The organism is Rhodococcus sp. NPDC058532, assembly GCF_042719255.1.
Lineage (GTDB): Bacteria > Actinomycetota > Actinomycetes > Mycobacteriales > Mycobacteriaceae > Rhodococcus_G.
Genome location: NZ_JBHXNU010000002.1, coordinates 282721 through 304462, shown reverse-complemented (window position 1 = coordinate 304462; position 21742 = coordinate 282721). Strand labels below are relative to the sequence as shown.

Below are 21742 nucleotides of genomic sequence, written 5' to 3'. Positions count from 1 at the left end.
CTGGTGGGCCGGTGGGCCGCTCGTACCTCAATGTTCACCTCCCCCACACCCGCCGGTGCCGCGATCAGCTCACGGGAGCGGCCCCCCGGCCGCGATCGCGGACAGCGTTGCGAACTCGTCGGCCTTGAGCGAGGCGCCACCGACCAGGCCGCCGTCGACATCGGGCTTCGCGACGAGTTCGCCGACGTTCTTGGCGTTCATCGAACCGCCGTAGAGCACCCGCACGTCCGCCGCGACCTCCGCGGAGGCGAGCTCGGCGAGCGTGGCGCGGACCGCGGCACACACCTCCTGCGCGTCGGCGGCCGAGGCCACCTTGCCGGTGCCGATCGCCCACACCGGTTCGTAGGCGACGACGACCTTGCCGATCTGCTCCGCGGACAGGCCCTTGAGGGAACCCCGCAGCTGCGCGACGTTGTGCCCGACGTGGTCGCCCGCCGCCCGGACGTCGAGTCCCTCGCCGATGCAGACGATCGGCGTGATGCCGTGTGCCAGCGCCGCCTTGGTCTTGGCGAGCACGACCGCGTCGGTCTCACCGTGGTACTGCCTGCGCTCGGAGTGCCCGACGACCACGTAGCTGCAGCCGAGCTTGGCCAGCATCGCACCGCTGACCTCACCGGTGTAGGCACCCGACGCGTGCGCCGAGATGTCCTGCGCGCCATAGCTGAGCAGCAGCTTGTCGCCCTCCACCAGTGTCTGCACCGAGCGGAGGTCGGTGAACGGCGGGAGCACGGTCACGTCGACGCGGTCAAAGTACTTCTCCGGCAACGAGAACGCGATCTTCTGCACCAGGGCGATGGCCTCGAGGTGGTTGAGATTCATCTTCCAGTTGCCTGCGATCAACGGCTTACGCGCCATCGAGTACCTCCAGACCGGGCAGGGACTTGCCCTCGAGGTACTCGAGGGACGCGCCGCCGCCGGTGGAGATGTGCGAGAAACCGTCCTCCGGCAGCCCGAGCAGCCGCACCGCGGCCGCGGAGTCGCCGCCGCCGACGACGCTGAACGCGCCCTTCCCGGTGGCGCCGATGATCGCCTCGGCGACACCCTTGGTGCCCGCCGCGAACTTCTCGAACTCGAAGACGCCCATCGGCCCGTTCCAGAACACCGTCCGCGCCCCGGACAGGATCGCGGCGAACCGCTCCACCGACTCCGGACCGATGTCCAGGCCCATCCAGCCGTCCGGGATCTCCAACGCGGACACCGTTTTCGCCTCCGCGTCCGCGGAGAACGAGTCGGCGACCACCACGTCCTGCGGGATGTGGATGACGTCGGCGAACCGTTCGAGCAGCGACCGGCAGGTCTCGATCATCGACTCCTCGCACAGCGAGTTGCCCACCGACACGCCCTGCGCGGCGAGGAAGGTGTAGAACATGCCGCCGCCGATGACGAGGGTGTCGGCCTTCGACGCGAGGGCCTCGATGACGGCGAGCTTGTCGGAGACCTTCGACCCGCCGAGCACCACCGCGTACGGCTCGTCGGAATCCTGCGTCAGCCTCTGCAGGACGTCGACCTCCGCCGCGACCAGCGTGCCCGCGTAGTGCGGCAGCAGGGTCGCGACATCGTAGACCGACGCCTGCTTGCGGTGCACGACACCGAAGCCGTCCGAGACGAACGCGCCGCCCATGTCGGTCAGCTCGACGAGCGCCTTCGCCAACGCGAGCCGCTCCGCGTCATCCTTGCTGGTCTCCCGCGGGTCGAAGCGGATGTTCTCGAGCAGCAGCACGTCGCCGTCGGTGAGGCCCTCGGCGCGCGCGAGCGCGTCCTGGCCGACGACGTCGCCCGCGAGCTGCACGTTGCGGCCGAGCACCTCGCCGAGCTTCGCGGCGACCGGCGCCAGCGAGAGCGCCGGGTCGACGGCACCCTTCGGACGGCCCAGGTGGGCCATCACGATGACCTTCGCACCGGCCTCGGCGAGCGCCGAGATGGTCGGTGCCGAGGCGAGGATGCGTCCCGGGTCGGTGATCGCACCACCGTCGAGCGGGACGTTGAGGTCGGAGCGCACCAGCACCGCGCGGCCCGCGACCCCCTCGTCAAGGAGGTCCTTCAGAGTCTTGACTGCCACTGTGATCAAAGAGCCTTTCCAACTAGACCGATGAGGTCGACGAGACGATTCGAGTAGCCCCACTCGTTGTCGTACCAGGCGACGACCTTCGCCTGGTCATCGATGACCTTCGTCAGACCGGCGTCGAAGATCGACGAGTGCGGGTCGGTGACGATGTCGGACGACACGATCGGGGCTTCGGTGTACTTCAGGATGCCCTTGAGCGGGCCCTCGGCGGCGGCCGCCATCGCGGCGTTGATGTCCGCGACGGACGCCGACCGCACCAGGTTCACGGTGAGGTCGGTGGCCGAGCCGGTCGGGATCGGCACGCGCAACGCGTAGCCGTCGAGCTTGCCCGCGAGCTGCGGCAGCACCAGGCCGATGGCCTTCGCTGCGCCGGTGCTGGTCGGGACGACGTTCACCGCTGCGGCGCGGCCCCGACGCAGGTCCCGGTGCGGGCCGTCCTGCAGGTTCTGGTCCTGGGTGTAGGCGTGGACCGTGGTCATCAGACCCCGGGCGATGCCGAACTCGTCGTCGAGGACCTTGGCGACCGGTCCGAGACAGTTCGTGGTGCAGGACGCGTTGGAGATGATGTTCTGACTGCCGTCGTACCGGTCGTCGTTGACACCCATCACGATCGTGATGTCCTCCCCCTTCGCTGGGGCGGAGATGACCACCTTCTTCGCGCCCGCATCGAGGTGGCCCCGCGCCTTCGCCGCGTCGGTGAAGATCCCGGTGGACTCGACGACAACGTCGACCCCGAGGTCACCCCACGGCAACGCGGCAGGCCCGTCCTTGACCTCGAGGGAGGTGACCCGGGTGTCGCCGACGACGATGGTGTCCGCACCGTCGAGGACGACGTCGTGGGGCAGGCGACCGAGGATGGAGTCGTACTTGAGCAGGTGAGCGAGGGTCGTGTTGTCGGTGAGGTCGTTGACCGCGACGATCTCGATGTCGGTGGTCCCGAGCGCCTTCTGCGCGTCGACGGCCCTGAAGAAGTTGCGTCCGATCCGGCCGAAGCCGTTCACGCCTACCCGAACAGTCACAATTCACTCCTTGACGGTTGTCGTGTGCATTGATCGATCAGGTGTGTGCCACAGCCTAGTGCGCACGGACCGGGATCGGCCGTCAGGCGTCGTCAAGCAGATCGGCGGTCACCGCCGACTCGGTGTCGGGCACTCCGGTCTCCTTCGCCTTGCGGTCCGCCATCGACAGCAGCCGCCGGATCCGCCCGGCGACCGCGTCCTTCGTCATCGGCGGGTCCGCGAGCTGCCCGAGTTCCTCGAGCGAGGCCTGCCGGTGCTGCACCCGCAGGCTGCCCGCCGCGGCGAGATGGTCGGGCACGTCCTCGCCGAGGATGTCCAACGCCCGTTCCACCCGCGCCGCCGCGGCGACGGCGGCCCGCGCCGAACGCCGCAGATTCGCGTCGTCGAAGTTCGCGAGCCGATTTGCGGTGGCCCGCACCTCGCGCCGCATCCGGCGTTCCTCCCAGGTCAACCGCGTGTCCTGGGCGCCCATCCTGGTCAGCAGCGCCCCGATCGCCTCGCCGTCGCGGACCACGACACGGTCGGCGCCCCGCACCTCGCGGGCCTTCGCCGACACCCCGAGCCTGCGCGCCGCACCGACCAGAGCGAGCGCCGCCTCCGGACCGGGGCAGCTGATCTCCAACGCCGACGAACGGCCCGGCTCGGTCAGCGAGCCGTGCGCGAGGAACGCGCCCCGCCACGCCGCCTCCGAGTCGACGACGCTGCCACCGACCACCTGGGCAGGCAGTCCCCGCACCGGCCGCCCGCGCATGTCCAGCAGGCCGGTCTGCCTGGCGAGGGCCTCACCGTCCTTGTTGACCCGCACGATGTACCGGGCGCTCTTGCGCAGGCCGCCGGCGCCGAGCACGTGCACGTCGGCGGCGTACCCGTAGAGGTCGTGGATCTCACCGCGCAGGCGACGCGCCGTCGACCCGAGGTCCACCTCGGCCTCGACCACCACCCGCCCGGCCACGATGTGCAGTCCGCCGGCGAACCGCAGCAGGGACGACACCTCCGCCTTGCGTGCGGACACCTGGGTCACCGCGAGCCTGCTCAGCTCGTCCTTGACCTCTGCTGTCATTGCCACGAAATGGGCTCCCTTCCCGTGTGTGACGTTGTCGCGCCGAATGCGGCCGTGCCGGTGGACTGCCGTCCGGGGGTCTCCCGGTCGGGCGGTGCCGTGTCGAGCGGTGCCGTGTCGAGCGCGGCAGCAAGTTTGGTCGGATCGTGGGTCGCGGTCCCGGCCCGCGCCACGTCCGCGTACCGGACGGTGGCGCCGAGGCGGGCCGCCGCCCGGCACAGGTGTTCGCGTTCGCGGCCGGCAGGCACCGACTCCGCGTCGACGAGGATGTCGTCGACCCGCAGGTCCGGCGCGTGCTGTGCGAGCACGTGCAGGTGCCGTTCGGCGGAGAAGCCTGCCGTCTCCCCCGGTTCGGGGGCGAGGTTGAGGATCAGCGCCTTCCTGGCGGTGGTGTCGCGCAGCGCGGCGGCCAGCTCCGGAACAACGACGTGCGGGATCACGCTGGTGAACCACGATCCCGGCCCGAGCAGGATCAGGTCCGCCCGCTCGACCGCGGCGAGCGCGTCGGGGGTGGCGGGTGGATCGGGGGGAAGCAGCCGGACTCGGCGCACCTGGCCGGGGGTGGTGGCGACCGCGACCTGCCCGCGAATGGTGCGGCACACCCGCGGGTCGGCCTCCAGTCCGACGACATCGGCCTCGATCGCCAGCGGGATCGGCGACATCGGCAGCACCCGGCCCCGGATCCGCAGCACCCGCGTCATCTCGTCGAGCGCGCTGACGGTGTCCCCGAGCACCTCGGTCAGCCCGGCCAGGATCAGATTCCCGACCGAATGCCCGGCCAGCGCCCCGGTGCCACCAAAACGGTGCTGCATCGTCGTCGCCCAGGTCTGCACGTCGGGCTCGTCGGCGGCGAGCGCGGCGAGCGCCATCCGCAGGTCTCCGGGCGGGATGACGCCGAGTTCCGCCCGCAGCCTGCCCGAGGAACCGCCGTCGTCGGCGACGGTGACGACCGCGGTGACGTCGTCACTGAACCGACGCGCCGCGCTGAGCGTCGCGTACAGGCCGTGCCCGCCCCCGAACGCCACGATCGACGGTCCCCGACCGTCCCGTTCCTGCGCGGTCATTCTCTCCCCAGATCACGGTGCACGATCTTCACCGTGATTCCCGTGTCCGCCTCCAGTCGCGCCGCGAGGGCCTCGGTCATCGCGACGCTGCGATGCTTGCCGCCGGTGCATCCGACCGCGATCGTCATGTAACGCTTGCCCTCCCTGCGGTAGCCGTCGGTCGTCAACTCGACGACGTGATGGTAGGTGTCGAGGTAGTCCTGCGCCCCGTCCTGGTCGAGCACGTAGTCCCGGACCAGCGGATCCTGCCCGGTGTGCTCGCGGAGCGCGGGGACCCAGTGCGGGTTGGGCAGGAACCGTACGTCGCAGACCAGGTCCGCGTCCATCGGCAGCCCGTACTTGAAGCCGAACGACTGCACCGTCACCGCCACCGACGGCACCGCCCCGCCACCGAACGCGGCCTCGACCCGGTGCCGGAGTTCGTGGACCGACAGCGCCGACGTGTCGATCACCAGGTCCGCGTCGGCCCGGACGGGCGCGAGCCGCACCCGCTCCGCGGCGATGCCCTCGATCAGCGTCCCGTCGCTGCCCTCGCTCTGCAGCGGATGGCTGCGGCGGTTGCTCTCGAAGCGACGCACCAGCACCGGGTCCGTGGCCTCCAGGAACAGCACCCGGGCGTGGGTCGCCTTCTCCGCGACCTCCTTCACGACGGTGGCAAGGTCGCCGGTGAAGCGGCGGCTGCGCACGTCGATCACGACGGCAAGCTTCGGGATCCGGGATGACGGGGACAGCCCGAGATCCACCATCCGGGTGATCAGTTCCGGTGGCAGGTTGTCCGCGACGTACCACCCCATGTCCTCGAGCACCTTCGCGGCGGTGCTCAGCCCTGCGCCGGACAATCCGGTCACCAGGGCGACGTCGATGTCCGGCTGCTGACCGGTCCGTTCCGTCACTCGACTCCTGCCCTCCTCGACTCGATCGTGCTCGGCTCGGCCGTCACCGGCCGCGCATCATCATCCCCCACCCGGACCGAATCGTCGGTTTTCTGGCCCGTGTCTCCCCCGGTCGGCGCCGCGGCAGCCCCGCCGAGGGCCGCGAGCACGGCCCGTGCGGTGGCGACACCGATCCCGGGGACGGCGGTGATCTCCTCGACCGTCGCCTCCTTGAGCCTGGCAACCGACCCGAAGTGGGTGACCAGGGCGGTGCGTCGGGTCTCGCCGAGGCCCTTCACCGAGTCGAGGGCGGACGCCGTCATCCGCCGCGACCGCTTGCTGCGGTGGAAGGTGATCGCGAACCGGTGCGCCTCGTCGCGGACCCGTTGCAGCAGGTACAGGGCGTCGCTGGTGCGCGGCAGGATCACCGGGTCCTCCTCCCCCGGCACCCACACCTCCTCGAGGCGTTTCGCCAGGCCGACCACCGCGACATCGGTGATGCCGAGGTCGTCGAGCACCGCGGCGGCCGCGGTCACCTGCGGCTTGCCGCCGTCGACGACGAACAGGTTCGGCGGGTACGCGAACCGGCGCGGCCTCCCGGTCTGCGGGTCGAGCGCGGCCGCAGGCGCCAGATCGCCGCCACTCGACTCGTCCACCGCCGCACCGGGATCCACACGGGCCGCGTCCTGCGCGTGACGCAGGAACCGGCGCCGGGTGACCTCCGCGATCGACGCGACGTCGTCGGAGTGCCCGTCCCCGGCCGCCTCCCGGATCGAGTAGTGCCGATAGTCCGACTTGCGGGGCAGCCCGTCCTCGAACACCACCAGCGACGCCACCACGTCGGTCCCCTGGACGTGGCTAATGTCGATGCACTCGATGCGCAGCGGCGCCTCGTCGAGGTCGAGCGCGTCCTGGATGCCCTGCAGCGCCGCCGACCGCGACGTCAGATCCCCGGCACGTTTGAGTTTGTGTTGGGCCAGCGACTCTTTCGCGTTGCGTTCCACGGTCTCGGCGAGCGCCTTCTTGTCGCCGCGCTGCGGCACCCGCAGCGACACGGCGGACCCGCGGAGCCCGCTGAGCCACTGCTGCACCTCGTCGACGTCGTCGGGCAGCACCGGGACGAGGACCTCGCGGGGCACGACGGTCGCCGTGTCGGCCTGCGGGCCCGGTGTGCCCGCCAGCGCCGCCTGCTCCCCGTAGAACTGGGTCAGGAACTGCTCGACCAGGTCGGCGGCGTCGCCGTCACCGGAGTGCTCGACGACCCAGCCGCGCTGACCCCGGACCCGGCCGCCGCGCACGTGGAACACCTGCACCGACACCTCGAGGTCGTCGGCGGCGAACGCGACGACGTCGGCGTCGGTGCCGTCACCGAGGACGACCGCCTGCTTCTCAAGCGCCTTGCGCAACGCCCCGAGGTCGTCTCGGAGCCGCGCCGCCGCCTCGAAGTCGAGGTCGTCGGCGGCGCGGTGCATCCGCGCCTCGACCTCCCGGACCAGCTTGTCGGTGCGGCCTGCGAGGAAGTCGCAGAAGTCCTCCACGATCCGGCGATGCTCGTCGGCATCGACCCGCCCGACGCACGGCGCGGAACACTTGTCGATGTAGCCGAGCAGGCATGGCCTGCCGATCTGGTTGTGCCGCTTGAACACACCGGCCGAGCAGGTGCGCGCCGGGAACACCCGCAGCAGCAGGTCGAGGGTCTCCCGGATCGCCCACGCATGCGAGTACGGACCGAAGTAGCGGACCCCCTTGCGGCGCGGTCCGCGGTAGACGAACAGCCGAGGGAACTCCTCGTTCAAGGTCACCGCGAGCACCGGATACGTCTTGTCGTCGCGGTAGCGGACGTTGAACCGCGGGTCGAACTCCTTGATCCAGTTGTACTCAAGCTGCAGCGCCTCGACCTCGGTGCCGACCACCGTCCACTCGACGCTGCCCGCCGTCGTCACCATCTGCCTGGTCCGCGGATGCAGCGACGCCACGTCGGCGAAGTACGAGTTCAGCCTGCTGCGCAGGCTCTTCGCCTTGCCGACGTAGATGACCCGGCCGTGTGGATCGCGGAACTTGTAGACGCCGGGTTCGGTCGGAATGGTTCCGGTCGCGGGGCGGTAGGTGGCTGGATCGGGCACGTATCCAGGCTAGTCGGCGGTGCCGACAGTTCCCTTGTCCCCGCTGGCGGGGGCGTACCGGGCGGCCAGCGACCGGAACGAGCGGACCGCGGACACCGCGTGCTCGCGGTCGTTCGACTGAATCGCCATCACCGGGATGTACTCGTCGTCGGGCAGTTCGATCCGCGCCCACGCCGCGCCGTCCGGGAAGGACAGCCCCTGCACCAGGTCCCAGTCCACCTTCCGCTCACCGAACGCGTTGCGGACCAGCACCCCGTCCGCGTTCGCCCGCAGCCGCGGCCGCGCGAGGAGCAGCACCAGGCCGGCGAGCAGGATCCCGATCCCCACCATCGACAGCTGGTCCACCACCCGGAAGTACACGCCGGTCGCGGAGCTGCGGAGAAAGATCCCGAGGACGACGAACAGGAGAATGCAGCCGCCTGCGACGATCATCGCCGCCCGCGCCGACTTCTTGCACCGCACGTCGAGGTCCCATGTGGTCATGTCAGCCCCGCCCGCTCGCGCAGGGTCTTCAGCGTCACCGCGGTGTCGATCGCCGCCGCGCACGCCTGCCCACCCTTGTCCTCCACCGACCCGGGCAGCCCGGACCGGTCCCTGGCCTGTTTCTCGGTGTCGGTGGTCAGCACACCGTTCGCGACGGGGGTGCCCTCGTCGAGAGACACCCGGGTCAGCCCGTAGGTGACGGCGTCGCAGACGTACTCGAAGTGCGGCGTTCCGCCCCGGATCACGACGCCGAGCGCGACGACGGCGTCGTGGGTGCGGGCCAGTTGCTGCGCGACGACCGGCAGTTCGATGGCGCCAGCGACCCGGATCAGGGTGACGTCCTCGATCTGCGCCTGCTTCGCGACCCGCTTGGCGCCCGCGATCAGCGCCTCGGAGATCTCCGGATGCCAGGATCCGGCGACGATCGCGAGCGTCAGGTCCTTCGCCTGACCGAGCTGCAGGTCCGGAAGTCCCTCCCCGCTCACAGCGCGCCACCCTTCTCGAACTCGTCGAGACCGGCCAGGTCGTGCCCCATCCGGTCCCGCTTGGTGCGCAGGTAGGTCAGGTTCTCGGCGTTGGCGCGCAACGGCATCGGCACCCGCGCCAGGATCTGCAGTCCGTAGCCGTCGAGCCCGACCCGCTTCGCGGGATTGTTGGTGAGCAACCGCATCGAGGTGACGCCGAGGTCGACGAGGATCTGCGCACCGATGCCGTAGTCGCGGGCATCGGCGGGCAGGCCGAGCTCGAGGTTGGCGTCGACGGTGTCGGAGCCCGCGTCCTGCAGTTGGTAGGCCTGCAGCTTGTGCATCAGGCCGATCCCGCGGCCCTCGTGCCCGCGCATGTACAGCACGACGCCGCGACCCTCGGCGGCGACCATCTCGAGCGCCGCGTCCAGCTGCGGACCGCAGTCGCAGCGCAGCGAGCCGAAGACGTCGCCGGTCAGGCACTCGGAGTGCACCCGCACCAACACGTCGGCGCCGTCGCCGTCGGCGATGTCCCCCTTGACGAGGGCGACGTGCTCGACCTCGTCGTAGACGCTCTGATACCCGACGGCCTTGAACTCGCCGTGCTGGGTGGGGATCCGCGCCTCCGCGATCCGCACCACGTGCTTCTCGTGCTTGCGCCGCCACGCGATCAGGTCGGCGATCGAGATCAACGCGAGGTTGTGGTCGTCGGCGAAGACCCGCAGCTCGTCGGTGCGGGCCATCTCGCCCTCGTCCTTCTGGCTGACGATCTCGCAGATCACGCCCGCGGGACGCAGGTCGGCCATCCGGGCCAGGTCGACGGCGGCCTCGGTGTGGCCGGGCCTGCGGAGCACGCCGCCCTCCTTGGCGCGCAGCGGCACCACGTGGCCGGGGCGGGTGAAGTCGGTGACCCCGGACTCGGGGTCGGCGAGCAGCCGCATGGTCGCCGCCCGGTCGGACGCGGAGATGCCGGTACCGATGCCGTCCTTCGCGTCGACGGTGACCGTGTAGGCGGTGCCGTGCTTGTCCTGGTTGGTCGAGTACATCGGGGGCAGCCCGAGGCGGTCGCAGTCCTCGCCCGCGAGCGGGACACACAGGTAGCCCGAGGTGTAGCGGACCATGAAGGCCACCAGCTCGGGTGTCGCCTTCTCCGCGGCGAAGATGAGATCGCCCTCGTTTTCGCGATCCTCGTCGTCGACCACGACGACCGCCTTGCCTGCGGCGATGTCGGCGACTGCGCGCTCGATGCTGTCGAACCTGGTCACGTGCTGTGCTCCATCAGTCTTGAATGCTCCGTGCACCGACACGGTGCACCTCAACAGTACGGCCCCCGCCCGGTGCGGCCGCCATCGTGTCTACCGTCCGGCGCTGTACAACCGCTCGACGTACTTGGCGATCACGTCGACCTCCAGGTTCACCGGGGTGCCGGGGGTCGCGGTGCCGAGGACGGTCAACGCGAGCGTGGTGGGGATCAGCGAGATCTCGAACCACTGGTCGTCGCCCTCGCCGCCGAGACCGGAGACGGTCAGGGAGACGCCGTCGACGGTGATCGACCCCTTCTCCACCACGTACCGGGACAGCTGCGCGGGCAGCGCGATCCGGACGATCTCCCAGTTCTCCGACGGGGAGCGGCTGATGATGGTGCCGGTGCCGTCGACGTGGCCCTGCACCAGGTGACCGCCGAGCCTGCTGTTCAGCGCGGCGGCCCGCTCCAGGTTGACGCTGCTGCCGACGACGAGGGCGCCGAGGCTCGACCGATTCAGGGTTTCGGCCATCACGTCGGCGGTGAAGGTGTCCCCGCCGAGCACCTCGACGACGGTCAGGCAGACGCCGTTGACCGCGATCGAGTCGCCGTGCCCGGCATCGGAGGTGACGAGCGGTCCGCGGACCGTGAAGCGGGCCGCGTCGGCCAGGTCCTCCTTGGCGACGATCTCGCCCAGTTCTTCGACGATGCCGGTGAACACTGTGTCTCTTCTCTCTCGGTGGTCAGGGTCGGTGCGGAGGGTCAGGGTCGGGACGGGATCAGGGTGAGCAGCAGGTCCGGTCCGAGGGCCTCGACCGACTCCCGCTCGAATCGCAGCGCGTCCGCGATGGTGCCGACACCGGCATTCTCCACGGCGGCGGCGCCCGCCCCGAGCAGCACCGGCGACAGGTACGCCTGGACCCGGTCGATCAGCCCTGCGGCGAGGAACGCCCCGGCCAGGTGCGGCCCACCCTCGAGCAGGACGTCGGGGTGGTCGGTCAGCGCGGCGAGGACCTCGTTGGGATCCCGGGTCCGCAGCACCAGTGTCGGCGCCGCATCGTCGAGAACCCTTGCCGTGGCGGGTATCTCGCGTTCCCCGACCACCACCCTCAGCGGCTGCCGCGCGGCGAGGGAGCCGTCCGGCCGCCGCGCGGTCAGCCACGGGTCGTCCGCAAGGACGGTGCCGGTGCCGACGACGATCGCGTCGAGCCGCGCCCGCTCGGCATGCACGCGGGCGCGCGCCTGCGGGCCGGTGATCCACTGGCTGGTGCCGTCGGCGGCGGCGCTGCGGCCGTCGAGGGTCGCGGCGAACTTCCAGGTCACGTGGGCGCGGCCGGTGCGCTGCCGGTGCAGCCACGCGCGCAGCGGCCCGCGCTCGACCAGGTCCGTCCCGACGCCGGCGACCACGTCGACGCCCGCGGCCCGGAGGGCGGCCGCGCCGCCCGAGGCCTGCGGGTTCGGGTCACCGACCGCGTACACGACGCGCGCGATGCCCGCGTCGAGCAGGGCCCGGGCGCACGGACCGGTGCGTCCGGTGTGATTGCACGGTTCCAGGGTGACGACGGCGGTGCCGCCGCGCGCCCGCGCGCCCGCGGCCCGCAGCGCCATCACCTCGGCGTGCGGTCCGCCGACCGGCTGCGTCGCACCGACACCGGCGACGTGGCCGGCGGCGTCGAGAATCACGGCGCCGACCGGCGGGTTGGGGTTGGTGGTGCCGCGCACCGCCTCGGCGGCGTCGACCGCCACCCGCAGCGCGGACAGGTCCGCCTCGGTCACCGCTACCCGGCCAGGGTCAGGTGCGGCGACGCGGACGCCGCCTGCGCGCGCAGCTTGCGGACCGCCTCGCCCGGGTCGGCGGCGCCGTAGACGGCGGACCCGGCGACGAAGCAGTCGACGCCCGCCTCGGCGGCGGCCTCGACGGTATCGGCGTTGATGCCGCCGTCGATCTCCACGATCAGGGTGAGCTCCCCGGAGTCGACGAGCCTGCGGACCGCGCGGGCCTTGGACAGCACCTCCGGCATGAACGACTGCCCGCCGAAGCCGGGTTCGACGCTCATCACCAGCAGGGTGTCGAAGCCCTTGAGGATCTCCAGGTACGGCTCGATCGGGGTGCCGGGCTTGATCGACAGGCCGGCCTTGGCGCCGGCGGCGCGGATGTCGCGGGCGACGGCGACCGGGTCGTCGGTTGCCTCGGCGTGGAAGGTGACGTTGTGCGCGCCCGCCTCCGCGTACGGCGGCGCCCAGCGGCCCGGGTTCTCGATCATCAGGTGGCAGTCGAGCGGGATGTCGGTGGCCTTGAGCAGCGACTCGACGACCGGAAGGCCGAGGGTGAGGTTGGGGACGAAGTGCGCGTCCATCACGTCGACGTGCAGCCAGTCGGAGCCAGCGACGGCGACGGCCTCGTCGGCGAGTCGAGCGAAATCGGCGGACAGGATGGACGGGGCGATCATCGGATGGGCCACGCCAGGGAGTTTAGTGCCCGGGCTCGGGCCGCTCCGCGCGCAGCCGCGTCGGCGCCGTCCGCCGCCACGCGTCCTCGATCAGCTCGCGCAGCTGATCGTGGTCGACGACGTCGAGGTTTACCAGGATCGCGCCGTACCCGTCGTAGTGGGTGGTGGTGAAGTAGGCGGGGTCACCGGACGCGAGCAGAGCCTCCTTCTCGTCGAGCCCGCACAGCAGCACCAGGGCGCCCTCCGCGTCGGTGCGCAGCCGGGCGAACCCCTTGCCTGCGACCTTCAGTGCGGGTGTGCGATACCAGGTGGACTCCTCGACTCCCGGCAGCCCGCTCCCGATCGCGACGACATCGCCCCACGTGTGCATGTGCCCAGTGTGCCGCCACCCGCCGACTCGTGCGACGTAGGCGTTTTGTCCTATTCTCGACGGGGTACCCGTCCCATCTCCAAGAGAGCGTCGATGACACGCGCACCGCGCACACCTCGAAGACCCGTCCCGCCCCGCACTGATCACGCCCCGCACCGGACGGCACGGACGTGCTGACCGTTCTCTCCATCGCCCTCGGGATCCTCGTCGTCCTGGCGATCACCGCGCTGACCGGATACTTCGTCGCGCAGGAATTTGCGTACATGGCGGTCGACCGGTCCCGCCTCAAGGCCCGGGCCGAGGCGGGCGACGCCACCGCGTCGCGTGCGCTCGCCGTCACCCGCCGCACCTCGTTCATGCTGTCCGGCGCGCAGCTGGGCATCACCGTCACCGGCCTGGTCGTCGGATACGTCGCCGAACCCCTCATCGGCCGCGGGCTCGGCGAACTCCTTGGCGGCGTCGGCATCCCCACCGCCGTCGGTGTCGCCGCGGGCGCGCTGCTCGCCGTGCTGTTCTCGACGGTCGTGCAGATGGTGTTCGGCGAACTGTTCCCGAAGAACCTGGCCATCGCCCGCCCCGAACCGGTCGCCGGGCGGCTCGCCCTGTCGACGACCCTGTACCTGGCGGTCTTCGGCTGGCTGATCCGGCTGTTCGACGCGTCGTCGAACCTGCTGCTGCGGGCACTGCGCATCGAACCGGTGCACGATGTCGAGCATTCCGCGACGGTCCGCGACCTCGAGCACATCGTCGCCGAGTCCCGCGACTCCGGCGAACTCCCCAGGGAACTGTCCGCCCTCCTCGATCGGGTCCTCGACTTCCCGACGCGGACAGCGGAACACGCGATGATCCCGCGGTCGCGGGTGGACACGGTGCCCGCCGACGCACCGGTCGCCGAGGTCGTCGCACGGATGGGAACGGGTCACACCCGCTACCCCGTCGTCGGGACGAGCAGCGACGACCTGCGCGGCGTCGTGCACCTGCACGACCTGCTCGGCGCGCGGGCGGCGGGCAGCGCGGCGGAGCACGCCCGACCCGCGGTGATCGTGCCGACCACGCTGCCCCTGCCCGACGTCCTCGCCCGGCTGACCGCGGCCAAGGACGAGATGGCGTTGGTCATCGACGAGTACGGCGGGTTCGCAGGCGTCGTCACCGTCGAGGACATGGCGGAGGAACTGGTCGGCGAGATCGCCGACGAGCACGACCCCGACCACGAGTCGGGCGAGGCGGCCGTCGTCGACGGCGGCTGGCTGATTCCCGGCGGGGTCCACGTCGACGAGGTGGGCCGCATCCTGGACCGTGAGCTGCCCGAGGACGACGACTACGAAACCCTCGCCGGTCTCGTCATCGCCCGGTTCGGCGGGCTCCCGACGGTCGGCGACACCGTGATCGTCGACCTCCCCGGCGACCCAGCCGACCTGGTCGCGGACGATCCAGCCCCGGCCAGGCAGCTGCTGGTGGAGGTGCGGGGCGTCGGCAGGCACGTGCCGTCGTCGCTGTTCGTGACACTGCGGGAGAAGGAGTCCGACGATGAGTAGCCCGTGGGTCGTGCTGGGGGTCACGGTGGCACTGATCGCGGCGAGCGCGTTCTTCGTCGCGGTCGAGTTCGCGCTGATCGCGGCGCGACGCCACCGCCTCGAGGACGCGGCGCCGCGCAGCCGATCGGCGCGGGCCGCCCTGCGCAGCGCGTCGGAACTGTCGGTGCTGCTTGCCGGTTCGCAGTTGGGCATCACCGTCTGCACCCTGGCGTTGGGGGCGGTGACGAAACCCGCCGTGCACCACTGGCTCACGCCGCTGTTCACGGGCTGGGGCGCGCCGACCTGGCTCGCCGACGTGGCCGGGTTCGTGCTGGCGCTGCTGATCGTGACGTTCCTGCACCTGGTGGTCGGCGAGATGGCCCCGAAGTCGTGGGCGATCGCGCACCCGGAACGGTCGGCAACCCTGCTGGCGATCCCGATGCGCGGGTTCATGTGGCTGACCCGTCCGCTGATCGTCGCGCTGAACCGGCTGGCGAACCGGTGCCTGCTGCTGGTCGGCGTCCAACCCGTCGACCAGGTGGCGTCGGGTCAGGATCCGGAAGCGCTGCGGCATCTGGTGGAGCATTCGGCGACCGTCGGCACCCTCGACGAGCGCTACCACGGCCACCTCACCGGCGCGTTGGAACTGCAGTCGCTGACGGTCGGCGACATCGTCCGGCCGAACCCGCACCCGTCCGCCGTCGCCCCGGACACGACCGCGGACGCGATCCGCGCCACGGCCGAAACGAGCGGTCATCTGCGACTGCTGGTGCGCGGCGCGGACGGGGTGCGGGGCGTGGTGCACGTGCGCGACAGCCTCGGCGCGGCGGACGGCACCCGGGCGCGGGACCTGATGCGGCCGGTGCTCACGCTCGACGCCAGCACCCCGGTGTACGAGGCGTTGGCGACGATGCGGGAGACCCGCAGCCACATCGCGGTCGTGCGCGCCGCCGACGGGGGCGACCTGGTCGGCCTGGTCACGCTCGCCGACGTTCTCGCGAGGCTGCTGCCCACTTCCTAGACTGACCCCAACCCCACCTCGAGGGAGGAGCCGATGCGCGGTGACGGCAGTCCCCGACGGCCGAGCGGGGTGAGGTCGTGACGACGGCGCTCAACGTCGGCCTGGTGCTGGTGTTCGTCCTCGTCGGCGGGGTGTTCGCGGCGACGGAGCTGGCGCTGGTGTCGCTGCGCGAGGGGCAGATCCGGGCGCTGGGCCGGCGCGGCCGCCGCGGGGCGCGCGCGGCCGCGCTGGCCAGGAACCCGAACCGCTTCCTGTCGGCGGTGCAGATCGGGGTGACCGTCGCTGGCTTCTTCTCGGCCGCGTTCGGGGCGTCGACGATCGCCCCCGATGTCGCCCCCGCCCTCGCCGGGTGGGGGCTGTCGGACGAGACCGCCGACGTGATCGCGCTGATCGGCACCACCCTCGTCGTCGCCTACCTGTCCCTGGTCCTCGGCGAACTGGTGCCGAAACGCATTGCCCTGCAACGCGCCACCGGGGTAGCGCTGGCCACCGGACCGCCGCTGGACCGGTTCGCGTGGCTGATGCGCCCGGTGATCTGGCTGCTGTCGGCGTCGACCGACCTGCTGGTGCGGATCCTCGGCGGCGACCCGTCCCGCACCTCCGAGGAGGTGTCCGCGGACGAGTTGCGGGACATGCTGCTCGGCCACGACGCCCTGCCCACCGACCAGCGGGAGGTGCTGTCGGAGGTGTTCGACGCCGGACCGCGGACCCTGACCGAGGTGATGCGGCCGCGCACCGAGGTGGACTGCCTCGAAGCGGACACCGCGGTCCCGGCCGCCCGGGACCGCGCGATCACCCTGGCCCACAGCCGCTTTCCGGTGGTGGTCGGCGGGTCCCTCGACGACGTCCTCGGGTTCGTGCACCTGCGGGACCTGTTCACCGCCCCCGACGACGGCATCGTGGCGGACCTGGTGCGGCCGCTGGCGCAGTTCCCCGGCAGCAAGCGCGCCCTGCCCACCCTCGTCGAAATGCGCCGCGACAACACCCAGATGGTGCTGGTGATCGACGAGTTCGGCGGCGCGGCCGGGATCGCGACCATCGAGGACATCGTGGAGGAACTGGTCGGCGAGATCGGCGACGAGTTCGACCTCGAGTCGGGCGCGCCGATCCCGGACGGCGATCCGGTCACGGTGAGCGGACTGCTGCACGTCGACGACTTCGCGAAGCAGACCCGGATCCGTGTTCCGCACGGCCCGTACGACACGATCGCCGGCTTCGTGATGCACCGGCTGCAGCACATCCCGGCCGTCGGCGACACCGTCGCCGTCGGTGAGCATCGGCTGACGGTCACCGAACTCGACGGCTACCGCATCGCCCGGCTGCGGCTGCGCCGGTGAGTCACGGCACCCGGTTGGTCCACTCCGGGGTCGCGAACTTGCTGTCAACCAGTTCGCGGGCCGCGGCGAGTTCGGCATCGGTGTATGCGGATTCGGCGGTGTCGTAGCGGGCCCGGAAGTGCGCGACGAAGGCCGCAATGATCGCGGAGCGGACCATCCCGGTCTGCGAGCGCATCGGGTCGACCCGCTTGCCGGAGGAGGTGATGCCCTTGTCGGAGATCTTCTCCCTGCCGATGCGCAGCACCTCGGTCATCTTGTCGGCGTCGATGTCGTAGGCCATCGTCACGTGGTGCAGCACCGCACCGGCCGCGAACCGCTTCTGCGCGGCGCCGCCGATCTTGCCGTGCTCGGACGCGATGTCGTTGAGCGGCACGTAGCTGGCCCGGATGCCGACGTCGGCGAGCGCGCCCATCACCCACTGGTCGAGGAACGCGTACGACTGCTCGAAGCTGAGCCCGTCGACCAGCGACGTCGGCACGGCCAGCGAGTAGGTGATGCAGTTGCCCGGTTCCATGAACATCGCGCCGCCGCCGGAGATGCGGCGGACAATGCCGATGCCGTGCCGCGCCGCGGCCTCCTCGTCGACCTCGTTGCGCACCGACTGGAAGGAGCCGAGCACCACCAGCGGCGAATCCCAGTCCCAGAACCGCAGGGTCGGACGGCGGGTACCCGCGGCGACCTCGCGGGTAATCACCTCGTCGAGGGCGACGTGCATTGCCGGATCGAGGACGACGGGGCCGATCACGTCGAAGGTGTGGTCGTGCCAGCTGGTGGCGTGCCCGAGCGCGCGGCGGATCGCGATCCCGACCGATTCCGGGGTGAACCCGATCATCGACACCTCGGCTCCGAGCGCGCGGTCGATGGCCTGGCCGAACTGCGCGGCATCCGCGGTCGCGGGCATGCCGGTCACCGCGTCGACGATGTCGCCGAGCGCCTCGTCGGGTTCGAGGAAGAAGTCGCCCGAGAGCGCAACCCGAGCCAGCCGCTCGTCCGCCACCTCAACATCGACCGCAACGAGTTTGCCGCCGGGGACCTTGTACTCACCACGCATGCCGACGAGCCTAGCGGCCACCGTTGCCGCGGCCCGGATCGTGTCGCGCCGGACGTTCCGAAGGCCTGCGAGACCACCAATACGAATTCGCGATCCAGTTCGACGCGAAGCGGAGTCCGTCCGATGATCGACCCACACCGTTCAGACAGGAGAACAGCATGCGCGTCATCCAGGTCACCACGAATCTGCCGGTCGCCGACATCGACACCGCGAAGAGGTTCTACACCGACTTCCTCGGGTTGAGCATCGAGGAGTTCAACCTCGGCTGGGTCGCCCGCTACACCGACCCCGGGACCGGCGCGCACGTCCAGCTGGTCACCGGCGACGCCACCGCACCCGAGGACTCGGCGATCTCCGTGCACGTGGACGACGTCGACTCCGCGTACGACGAGGCCGTTCGGGCGGGTCACGAGATCGTGCACCCGCTGACCACCGAGGAGTGGGGCGTGCGGCGGTTCTTCGTGCGCGCACCCGACGGCACGGTGATCAACGTGGTCGCGCACCACAACTGAACGCAGCGAACGGGTGGAATCGGGATCGCCTTTCGGCCGATGCCCCGACAACCGCCCGTTCAGGGCGAATCGCCCCTACTCCGGCTTGCGACGGCATCGAACATCGTCGGCCATGGTTGCAGCTCAATTCGTGTGCCGCGGAGAATATGCGGCGACTCATGGCTCGCTCGTTCTGGTGCTTCCGGAGGGAATCAAGCACTACGTCCTCGCCTTCGGCGAAGGTGCACCTGCAGGGAACCAGGTGCCCGTAAACGAAGGCGGCGAACCTGTCGCCAGTGTCGCAGAGCTTCGAACGCAACTGCATGCCCTCCTGGCCCGTACAGAGCAGGGCCGCCCGCTCTGAAGCGTCATATCTCGTGTCCGTTCAGGGCCCTTCACCCACCACCTCACTTCCCGCGGAAGTGATCTCGTAATATCGTGATCCACCCTGACGAGATGAGGCAATCGCCGCGAGCTTCGCCGCGACACCTTCCTCGCCGAGACTGTAGAAGAAGCCGCCATACATGCCGGGAACTTGGAAGAAGAAGCGCGTGTTTCGATCTGCCTCCAGAATCGGCTGAAGTTCCGGTAGGCGCAGTGTGTGCCGATCAACCAGTTCCGCAACCTCGCGGCGAATCACGGCATGAAGGTGCTGCTGGATCTTGGGCAAGACTCCGTGCGGGACGACACATGCGAGGTGCGGCTCCAGTTCAGCCGTCGCCGCGCTGTGGCCGCGTCCGACTGCGACGTCGACGGGACGTTCGCCGCGGGCGTTTTCCAGGGTGCGCCATCCGCCGCGGGCAACGAGTTCACGGATCACCTCGGCGGGCGCGTTGCTGTATGCGGCCTGATGTAGCGGGGTGAACAGGGAGGGGCCACCCGGCCGGGTGCTGTTCACGAGATCCGGGTGCTCGTCGAGCAGCTTCATAACACCTGCCCAGTCGCACCGCTTTGCGGCGTCGGCGAAGGTGCGTCGCAGTTCGAGTCCCTCACCGAACAGCGCAGCACCCGGTTCGTTGAGGCCGTACCAGATCAACTCTTTCACACGCTCTGCTCCCCCTTCAGGTAGGTGATCGTGCAGGCCTTCATGCGTCGACGGTCCTGCCGCCGACTCCGGATGTCGTACCTCCCGGCACTCTCAAACGGCTGGAAGACGTCCAGGCCGCGCCCCGGTTTGGCCGCGATGATCTCGACGAGCAGCTCGCAGAGGTTCCGGAGTTGGTGCAGCGCCCGGATGTACGGGTCGACGATCTCGATCCTCGTCGCGCCACGCAGGTGCGGGATCAGGATCAGCAGTCCCTCGAACGAGTACCCCATCGCGTCCTCCGGGATGTCGAGCGCGCGGGACGACGGCGACCTTGTCGATGACGCGGTGCCAGCCGCGGTCCCGGATGGTCGACTTCACCAGTTCGGCTTCGCCGCGGTGCACGTAGTGCTGGGCGAGGATGTTGCGGACGCTTTCGATGCCGGTGTCGATCGTCGCCTCGTCGTCGGTGGCGCAGTACTGGGCGAGGAGGAACTCAAGCACATACCCGGGGACGACGGCGTTTCCCCGCACCCGACCGACGAGATCCTTGCGGACGACGAGTCCGGGGAATTCGGTGTTGGCCTTGGCCTCGAGCGCGGTGAGCCTGGGTGTCGCGGCGGGGGCCTCGTCTACGGTGTCGGCCACGGCTCTCCATCTTCCTGCACGGTTCGGGTTCGGTCACACGCGCCCAGGCAGCGCCGACCGCGATCAGCGCATCGCGCGCGGTCACAGACAGCTGGGTTTGTCCGGCCAGCTGCGCTGTCCAGTCGTTGTCGGTCGGTGGCGTGACGAACAGGTGCCCGCCGGGCGGCTTGCCAGTCGGCCCGTGCTGCCGGTAGAGATCTGCTGCCTCGTCGTCGATGGCTCCGATCCCGGCCAGCGCCCACAGGTTCCACAGATCGCGTGATGCGCGGCGGTCGTGCCAGGTCGCGGTCTTCGACGCGGCGAACGCTGCACGTGTGGGCACCGTCAACTGTGCTGGCGGCGAATCGAGGTAGCGCTGCGCGAGGGCGCGAGTTTCGGCGGGCCACACCGTCCGATCCTTCGACGACAGCAACTGCACCTTGACGGTCAGGCCGCTCGCCGTTCGGAGGTGCGCGGCCGCGGTGTCCCGGACGGTGCCGAGCGCGGGCTCCCAGCTCAACCGTCCGTGCGTGCGCGCCACTGCACGTGGGAGCGCGGCGTCGATCTCGGCGGCCAGTTCGGTGCGGTTGCCGAGAGCGACCAGGTCGATGTCCTCGCTGAGACGACCGTCCACGAGGTGCGTGCGGGCGAGAGCGGTGCCGCCGATGAAGTGGAGCCGGTCCGCGAAACGGTCGGACAGCACCGCGAGGAGATGCGAGATGAGGTGGTCGCGTTCCACCTGTTCCGGCGCAACCCCGAACCGGGCTGCGACAACGTCGCGTTCGTCGATGTTCACGGCCTCTCCCCCGCCCAGATCTCGGCGCGCCGCAGGCTGGCGACCATCCGCTGCTCCCGCGCCAGTTCTTCGAGTCGATCCCGGTCGCTGCGGCGGTAGAGCGTCGCAATGGCGCCGGGAATCTCGGCTTCCGCGTTCCCGAGAAGCGGCCGTCGCGAGAGGTCGAGCACGGTCTGTTCGGGCGTGGTGACCAGGGCCGCACCGAGCGGGGTGCCGATGCGTTCTGCGTCGAGTGCATCGGTGTCACGCTGCACGAATCGAAGGATGGCGGGACGGTCGAGCAACTCGATCGGCCGGTGCCGGTACGGGACAGCGACGACCGCGGCAGCCAGTGCCCGCGGGATTGCACCAAGTAGCCGGGCGGCACTGATGCCCATCACCACTGACCGGTCGGCCCCGTAGATCGTCGACGCGATGCCCGCCGCGGCAGATTCCAGGCCGGGCAGCCACGCACGTCCGACCTGTTCCTGCGGCACGACAATGTAGTAGCCGCGGGCCACCCGATGCAGGACGCCCCTATCCGCGAGCCGGGACAGTTCCGGACGAGGGTGGCGGTAGACGTGGGCGACGTCTTGTGGACGAATCGTGCGCAGTGCAGTCCGCGCCAACTCGGCCGGCAGCGGTGTGCCGCGCATCCGCTCCACCACCCTTCAGTACACGTTTCGTAG

23 protein-coding genes and 1 pseudogene are annotated in these 21742 nt (G+C 70.4%); 4 read left to right on the top strand and 20 right to left on the bottom strand.

Annotated features, from left to right (window positions below):
• Positions 1–69: 69 nt before the first annotated feature.
• The 14 genes from tpiA to ACFWQG_RS04070 all read right to left on the bottom strand — a co-directional run bounded on the left by tpiA (position 70) and on the right by ACFWQG_RS04070 (position 13213).
• Positions 70–855: a triose-phosphate isomerase gene (gene tpiA, locus ACFWQG_RS04135; RefSeq protein WP_378506311.1), complete on the bottom strand. Its 786-nt coding sequence runs from the start codon at positions 853–855 to the stop codon at positions 70–72.
• Positions 845–2059, bottom strand: coding sequence for a phosphoglycerate kinase (locus ACFWQG_RS04130; RefSeq protein ID WP_378506310.1), 1215 nt, complete (start codon positions 2057–2059; stop codon positions 845–847). The genes tpiA and ACFWQG_RS04130 overlap by 11 nt, the downstream gene beginning before the upstream one ends.
• A 5-nt stretch (positions 2060–2064) precedes the next feature.
• Positions 2065–3084, bottom strand: a complete 1020-nt coding sequence (gene gap, locus ACFWQG_RS04125) for a type I glyceraldehyde-3-phosphate dehydrogenase (protein ID WP_378506309.1) — start codon at positions 3082–3084, stop codon at positions 2065–2067.
• Positions 3085–3166: 82 nt separating this feature from the next.
• On the bottom strand, positions 3167–4150 hold the full coding sequence (gene whiA, locus ACFWQG_RS04120) for a DNA-binding protein WhiA (protein ID WP_378506308.1): 984 nt from the start codon (positions 4148–4150) through the stop codon (positions 3167–3169).
• Positions 4141–5208 carry a uridine diphosphate-N-acetylglucosamine-binding protein YvcK gene (gene yvcK, locus ACFWQG_RS04115; RefSeq protein WP_378506307.1) on the bottom strand — a complete coding sequence of 356 codons (1068 nt, stop codon included), beginning with the start codon at positions 5206–5208 and terminating at the stop codon, positions 4141–4143. Before yvcK ends, whiA begins: the two co-directional genes overlap by 10 nt.
• Entirely contained in the window at positions 5205–6101 is an 897-nt protein-coding gene (gene rapZ / locus ACFWQG_RS04110) for an RNase adapter RapZ (protein WP_378506306.1), read from the bottom strand. Before rapZ ends, yvcK begins: the two co-directional genes overlap by 4 nt.
• A complete protein-coding gene (gene uvrC / locus ACFWQG_RS04105; RefSeq protein ID WP_378506305.1) occupies positions 6098–8203 on the bottom strand; it encodes an excinuclease ABC subunit UvrC in 2106 nt (701 codons plus the stop codon). The genes rapZ and uvrC overlap by 4 nt, the downstream gene beginning before the upstream one ends.
• 9 nt (positions 8204–8212) lie before the next feature.
• Positions 8213–8686: a PH domain-containing protein gene (locus tag ACFWQG_RS04100; protein WP_378506304.1), complete on the bottom strand. Its 474-nt coding sequence runs from the start codon at positions 8684–8686 to the stop codon at positions 8213–8215.
• Entirely contained in the window at positions 8683–9171 is a 489-nt protein-coding gene (gene ribH, locus ACFWQG_RS04095; protein ID WP_378506303.1) for a 6,7-dimethyl-8-ribityllumazine synthase, read from the bottom strand. The genes ACFWQG_RS04100 and ribH overlap by 4 nt, the downstream gene beginning before the upstream one ends.
• A complete protein-coding gene (locus tag ACFWQG_RS04090; RefSeq protein ID WP_378506302.1) occupies positions 9168–10415 on the bottom strand; it encodes a bifunctional 3,4-dihydroxy-2-butanone-4-phosphate synthase/GTP cyclohydrolase II in 1248 nt (415 codons plus the stop codon). Before ACFWQG_RS04090 ends, ribH begins: the two co-directional genes overlap by 4 nt.
• 90 nt (positions 10416–10505) lie before the next feature.
• Positions 10506–11114, bottom strand: coding sequence for a riboflavin synthase (locus ACFWQG_RS04085; protein ID WP_378506301.1), 609 nt, complete (start codon positions 11112–11114; stop codon positions 10506–10508).
• A gap of 41 nt (positions 11115–11155) precedes the next feature.
• Positions 11156–12169: a bifunctional diaminohydroxyphosphoribosylaminopyrimidine deaminase/5-amino-6-(5-phosphoribosylamino)uracil reductase RibD gene (ribD, locus tag ACFWQG_RS04080; RefSeq protein WP_378506300.1), complete on the bottom strand. Its 1014-nt coding sequence runs from the start codon at positions 12167–12169 to the stop codon at positions 11156–11158.
• Positions 12170–12171: 2 nt separating this feature from the next.
• Positions 12172–12855 (bottom strand): ribulose-phosphate 3-epimerase, encoded by a 684-nt coding sequence (gene rpe, locus ACFWQG_RS04075; protein WP_378506299.1) that lies wholly within the window; start codon positions 12853–12855, stop codon positions 12172–12174.
• A gap of 10 nt (positions 12856–12865) precedes the next feature.
• Positions 12866–13213, bottom strand: a complete 348-nt coding sequence (locus ACFWQG_RS04070) for an MmcQ/YjbR family DNA-binding protein (protein ID WP_378506298.1) — start codon at positions 13211–13213, stop codon at positions 12866–12868.
• 170 nt (positions 13214–13383) lie between these two features.
• Here ACFWQG_RS04070 and ACFWQG_RS04065 point away from each other — a divergent pair, with 170 nt between their 5' ends.
• From ACFWQG_RS04065 to ACFWQG_RS04055, 3 genes are all read left to right on the top strand, one after another.
• A complete protein-coding gene (locus tag ACFWQG_RS04065) occupies positions 13384–14748 on the top strand; it encodes a hemolysin family protein (protein ID WP_378506297.1) in 1365 nt (454 codons plus the stop codon).
• Complete coding sequence (locus ACFWQG_RS04060) at positions 14741–15748, top strand: hemolysin family protein (protein ID WP_378506296.1); 1008 nt, start codon at positions 14741–14743, stop codon at positions 15746–15748. The genes ACFWQG_RS04065 and ACFWQG_RS04060 overlap by 8 nt, the downstream gene beginning before the upstream one ends.
• A gap of 77 nt (positions 15749–15825) precedes the next feature.
• Positions 15826–17085: a hemolysin family protein gene (locus ACFWQG_RS04055; protein ID WP_378506295.1), complete on the top strand. Its 1260-nt coding sequence runs from the start codon at positions 15826–15828 to the stop codon at positions 17083–17085.
• Position 17086: 1 nt separating this feature from the next.
• Here ACFWQG_RS04055 and ACFWQG_RS04050 read toward each other — a convergent pair whose 3' ends face one another.
• A complete protein-coding gene (locus tag ACFWQG_RS04050; RefSeq protein ID WP_378506294.1) occupies positions 17087–18136 on the bottom strand; it encodes a biotin/lipoate A/B protein ligase family protein in 1050 nt (349 codons plus the stop codon).
• 158 nt (positions 18137–18294) lie between these two features.
• Here ACFWQG_RS04050 and ACFWQG_RS04045 point away from each other — a divergent pair, with 158 nt between their 5' ends.
• Entirely contained in the window at positions 18295–18648 is a 354-nt protein-coding gene (locus tag ACFWQG_RS04045; RefSeq protein WP_378506293.1) for a VOC family protein, read from the top strand.
• A gap of 364 nt (positions 18649–19012) precedes the next feature.
• Here ACFWQG_RS04045 and ACFWQG_RS04040 read toward each other — a convergent pair whose 3' ends face one another.
• The 5 genes and pseudogenes from ACFWQG_RS04040 to ACFWQG_RS04020 form a co-directional block, all read right to left on the bottom strand.
• Positions 19013–19672 (bottom strand): hypothetical protein, encoded by a 660-nt coding sequence (locus ACFWQG_RS04040; protein WP_378506292.1) that lies wholly within the window; start codon positions 19670–19672, stop codon positions 19013–19015.
• Positions 19669–19944, bottom strand: coding sequence for an MIT C-terminal domain-containing protein (locus ACFWQG_RS04035; RefSeq protein ID WP_378506291.1), 276 nt, complete (start codon positions 19942–19944; stop codon positions 19669–19671). The genes ACFWQG_RS04040 and ACFWQG_RS04035 overlap by 4 nt, the downstream gene beginning before the upstream one ends.
• Positions 19945–20032: 88 nt before the next feature.
• Positions 20033–20185, bottom strand: a pseudogene (locus ACFWQG_RS04030) (anti-phage BREX system Lon protease BrxL); the annotation flags it as partial.
• Positions 20148–21074 carry a nucleotidyl transferase AbiEii/AbiGii toxin family protein gene (locus tag ACFWQG_RS04025; RefSeq protein ID WP_378506290.1) on the bottom strand — a complete coding sequence of 309 codons (927 nt, stop codon included), beginning with the start codon at positions 21072–21074 and terminating at the stop codon, positions 20148–20150. The gene ACFWQG_RS04025 and the pseudogene ACFWQG_RS04030, both read right to left, overlap by 38 nt.
• Entirely contained in the window at positions 21071–21709 is a 639-nt protein-coding gene (locus ACFWQG_RS04020; RefSeq protein WP_378506289.1) for a type IV toxin-antitoxin system AbiEi family antitoxin, read from the bottom strand. The genes ACFWQG_RS04025 and ACFWQG_RS04020 overlap by 4 nt, the downstream gene beginning before the upstream one ends.
• Positions 21710–21742: the final 33 nt, after the last annotated feature.

What these genes read in the sequence shown, in the direction of transcription:
- ACFWQG_RS04060 (WP_378506296.1), top strand. Translation starts at nt 14,741, where the DNA reads ATGAGTAGCCCGTGGGTCGTGCTGGGGGTCACGGTGGCACTGATCGCG.
- ACFWQG_RS04045 (WP_378506293.1), top strand. Translation starts at nt 18,295, where the DNA reads ATGCGCGTCATCCAGGTCACCACGAATCTGCCGGTCGCCGACATCGAC.
- ACFWQG_RS04020 (WP_378506289.1), bottom strand. Translation starts at nt 21,709, where the DNA reads ATGCGCGGCACACCGCTGCCGGCCGAGTTGGCGCGGACTGCACTGCGC.
- yvcK (WP_378506307.1), bottom strand. Translation starts at nt 5,208, where the DNA reads ATGACCGCGCAGGAACGGGACGGTCGGGGACCGTCGATCGTGGCGTTC.
- ACFWQG_RS04070 (WP_378506298.1), bottom strand. Translation starts at nt 13,213, where the DNA reads ATGCACACGTGGGGCGATGTCGTCGCGATCGGGAGCGGGCTGCCGGGA.
- ACFWQG_RS04035 (WP_378506291.1), bottom strand. Translation starts at nt 19,944, where the DNA reads ATGGGGTACTCGTTCGAGGGACTGCTGATCCTGATCCCGCACCTGCGT.
- ACFWQG_RS04100 (WP_378506304.1), bottom strand. Translation starts at nt 8,686, where the DNA reads ATGACCACATGGGACCTCGACGTGCGGTGCAAGAAGTCGGCGCGGGCG.
- ACFWQG_RS04050 (WP_378506294.1), bottom strand. Translation starts at nt 18,136, where the DNA reads ATGCGTGGTGAGTACAAGGTCCCCGGCGGCAAACTCGTTGCGGTCGAT.
- tpiA (WP_378506311.1), bottom strand. Translation starts at nt 855, where the DNA reads ATGGCGCGTAAGCCGTTGATCGCAGGCAACTGGAAGATGAATCTCAAC.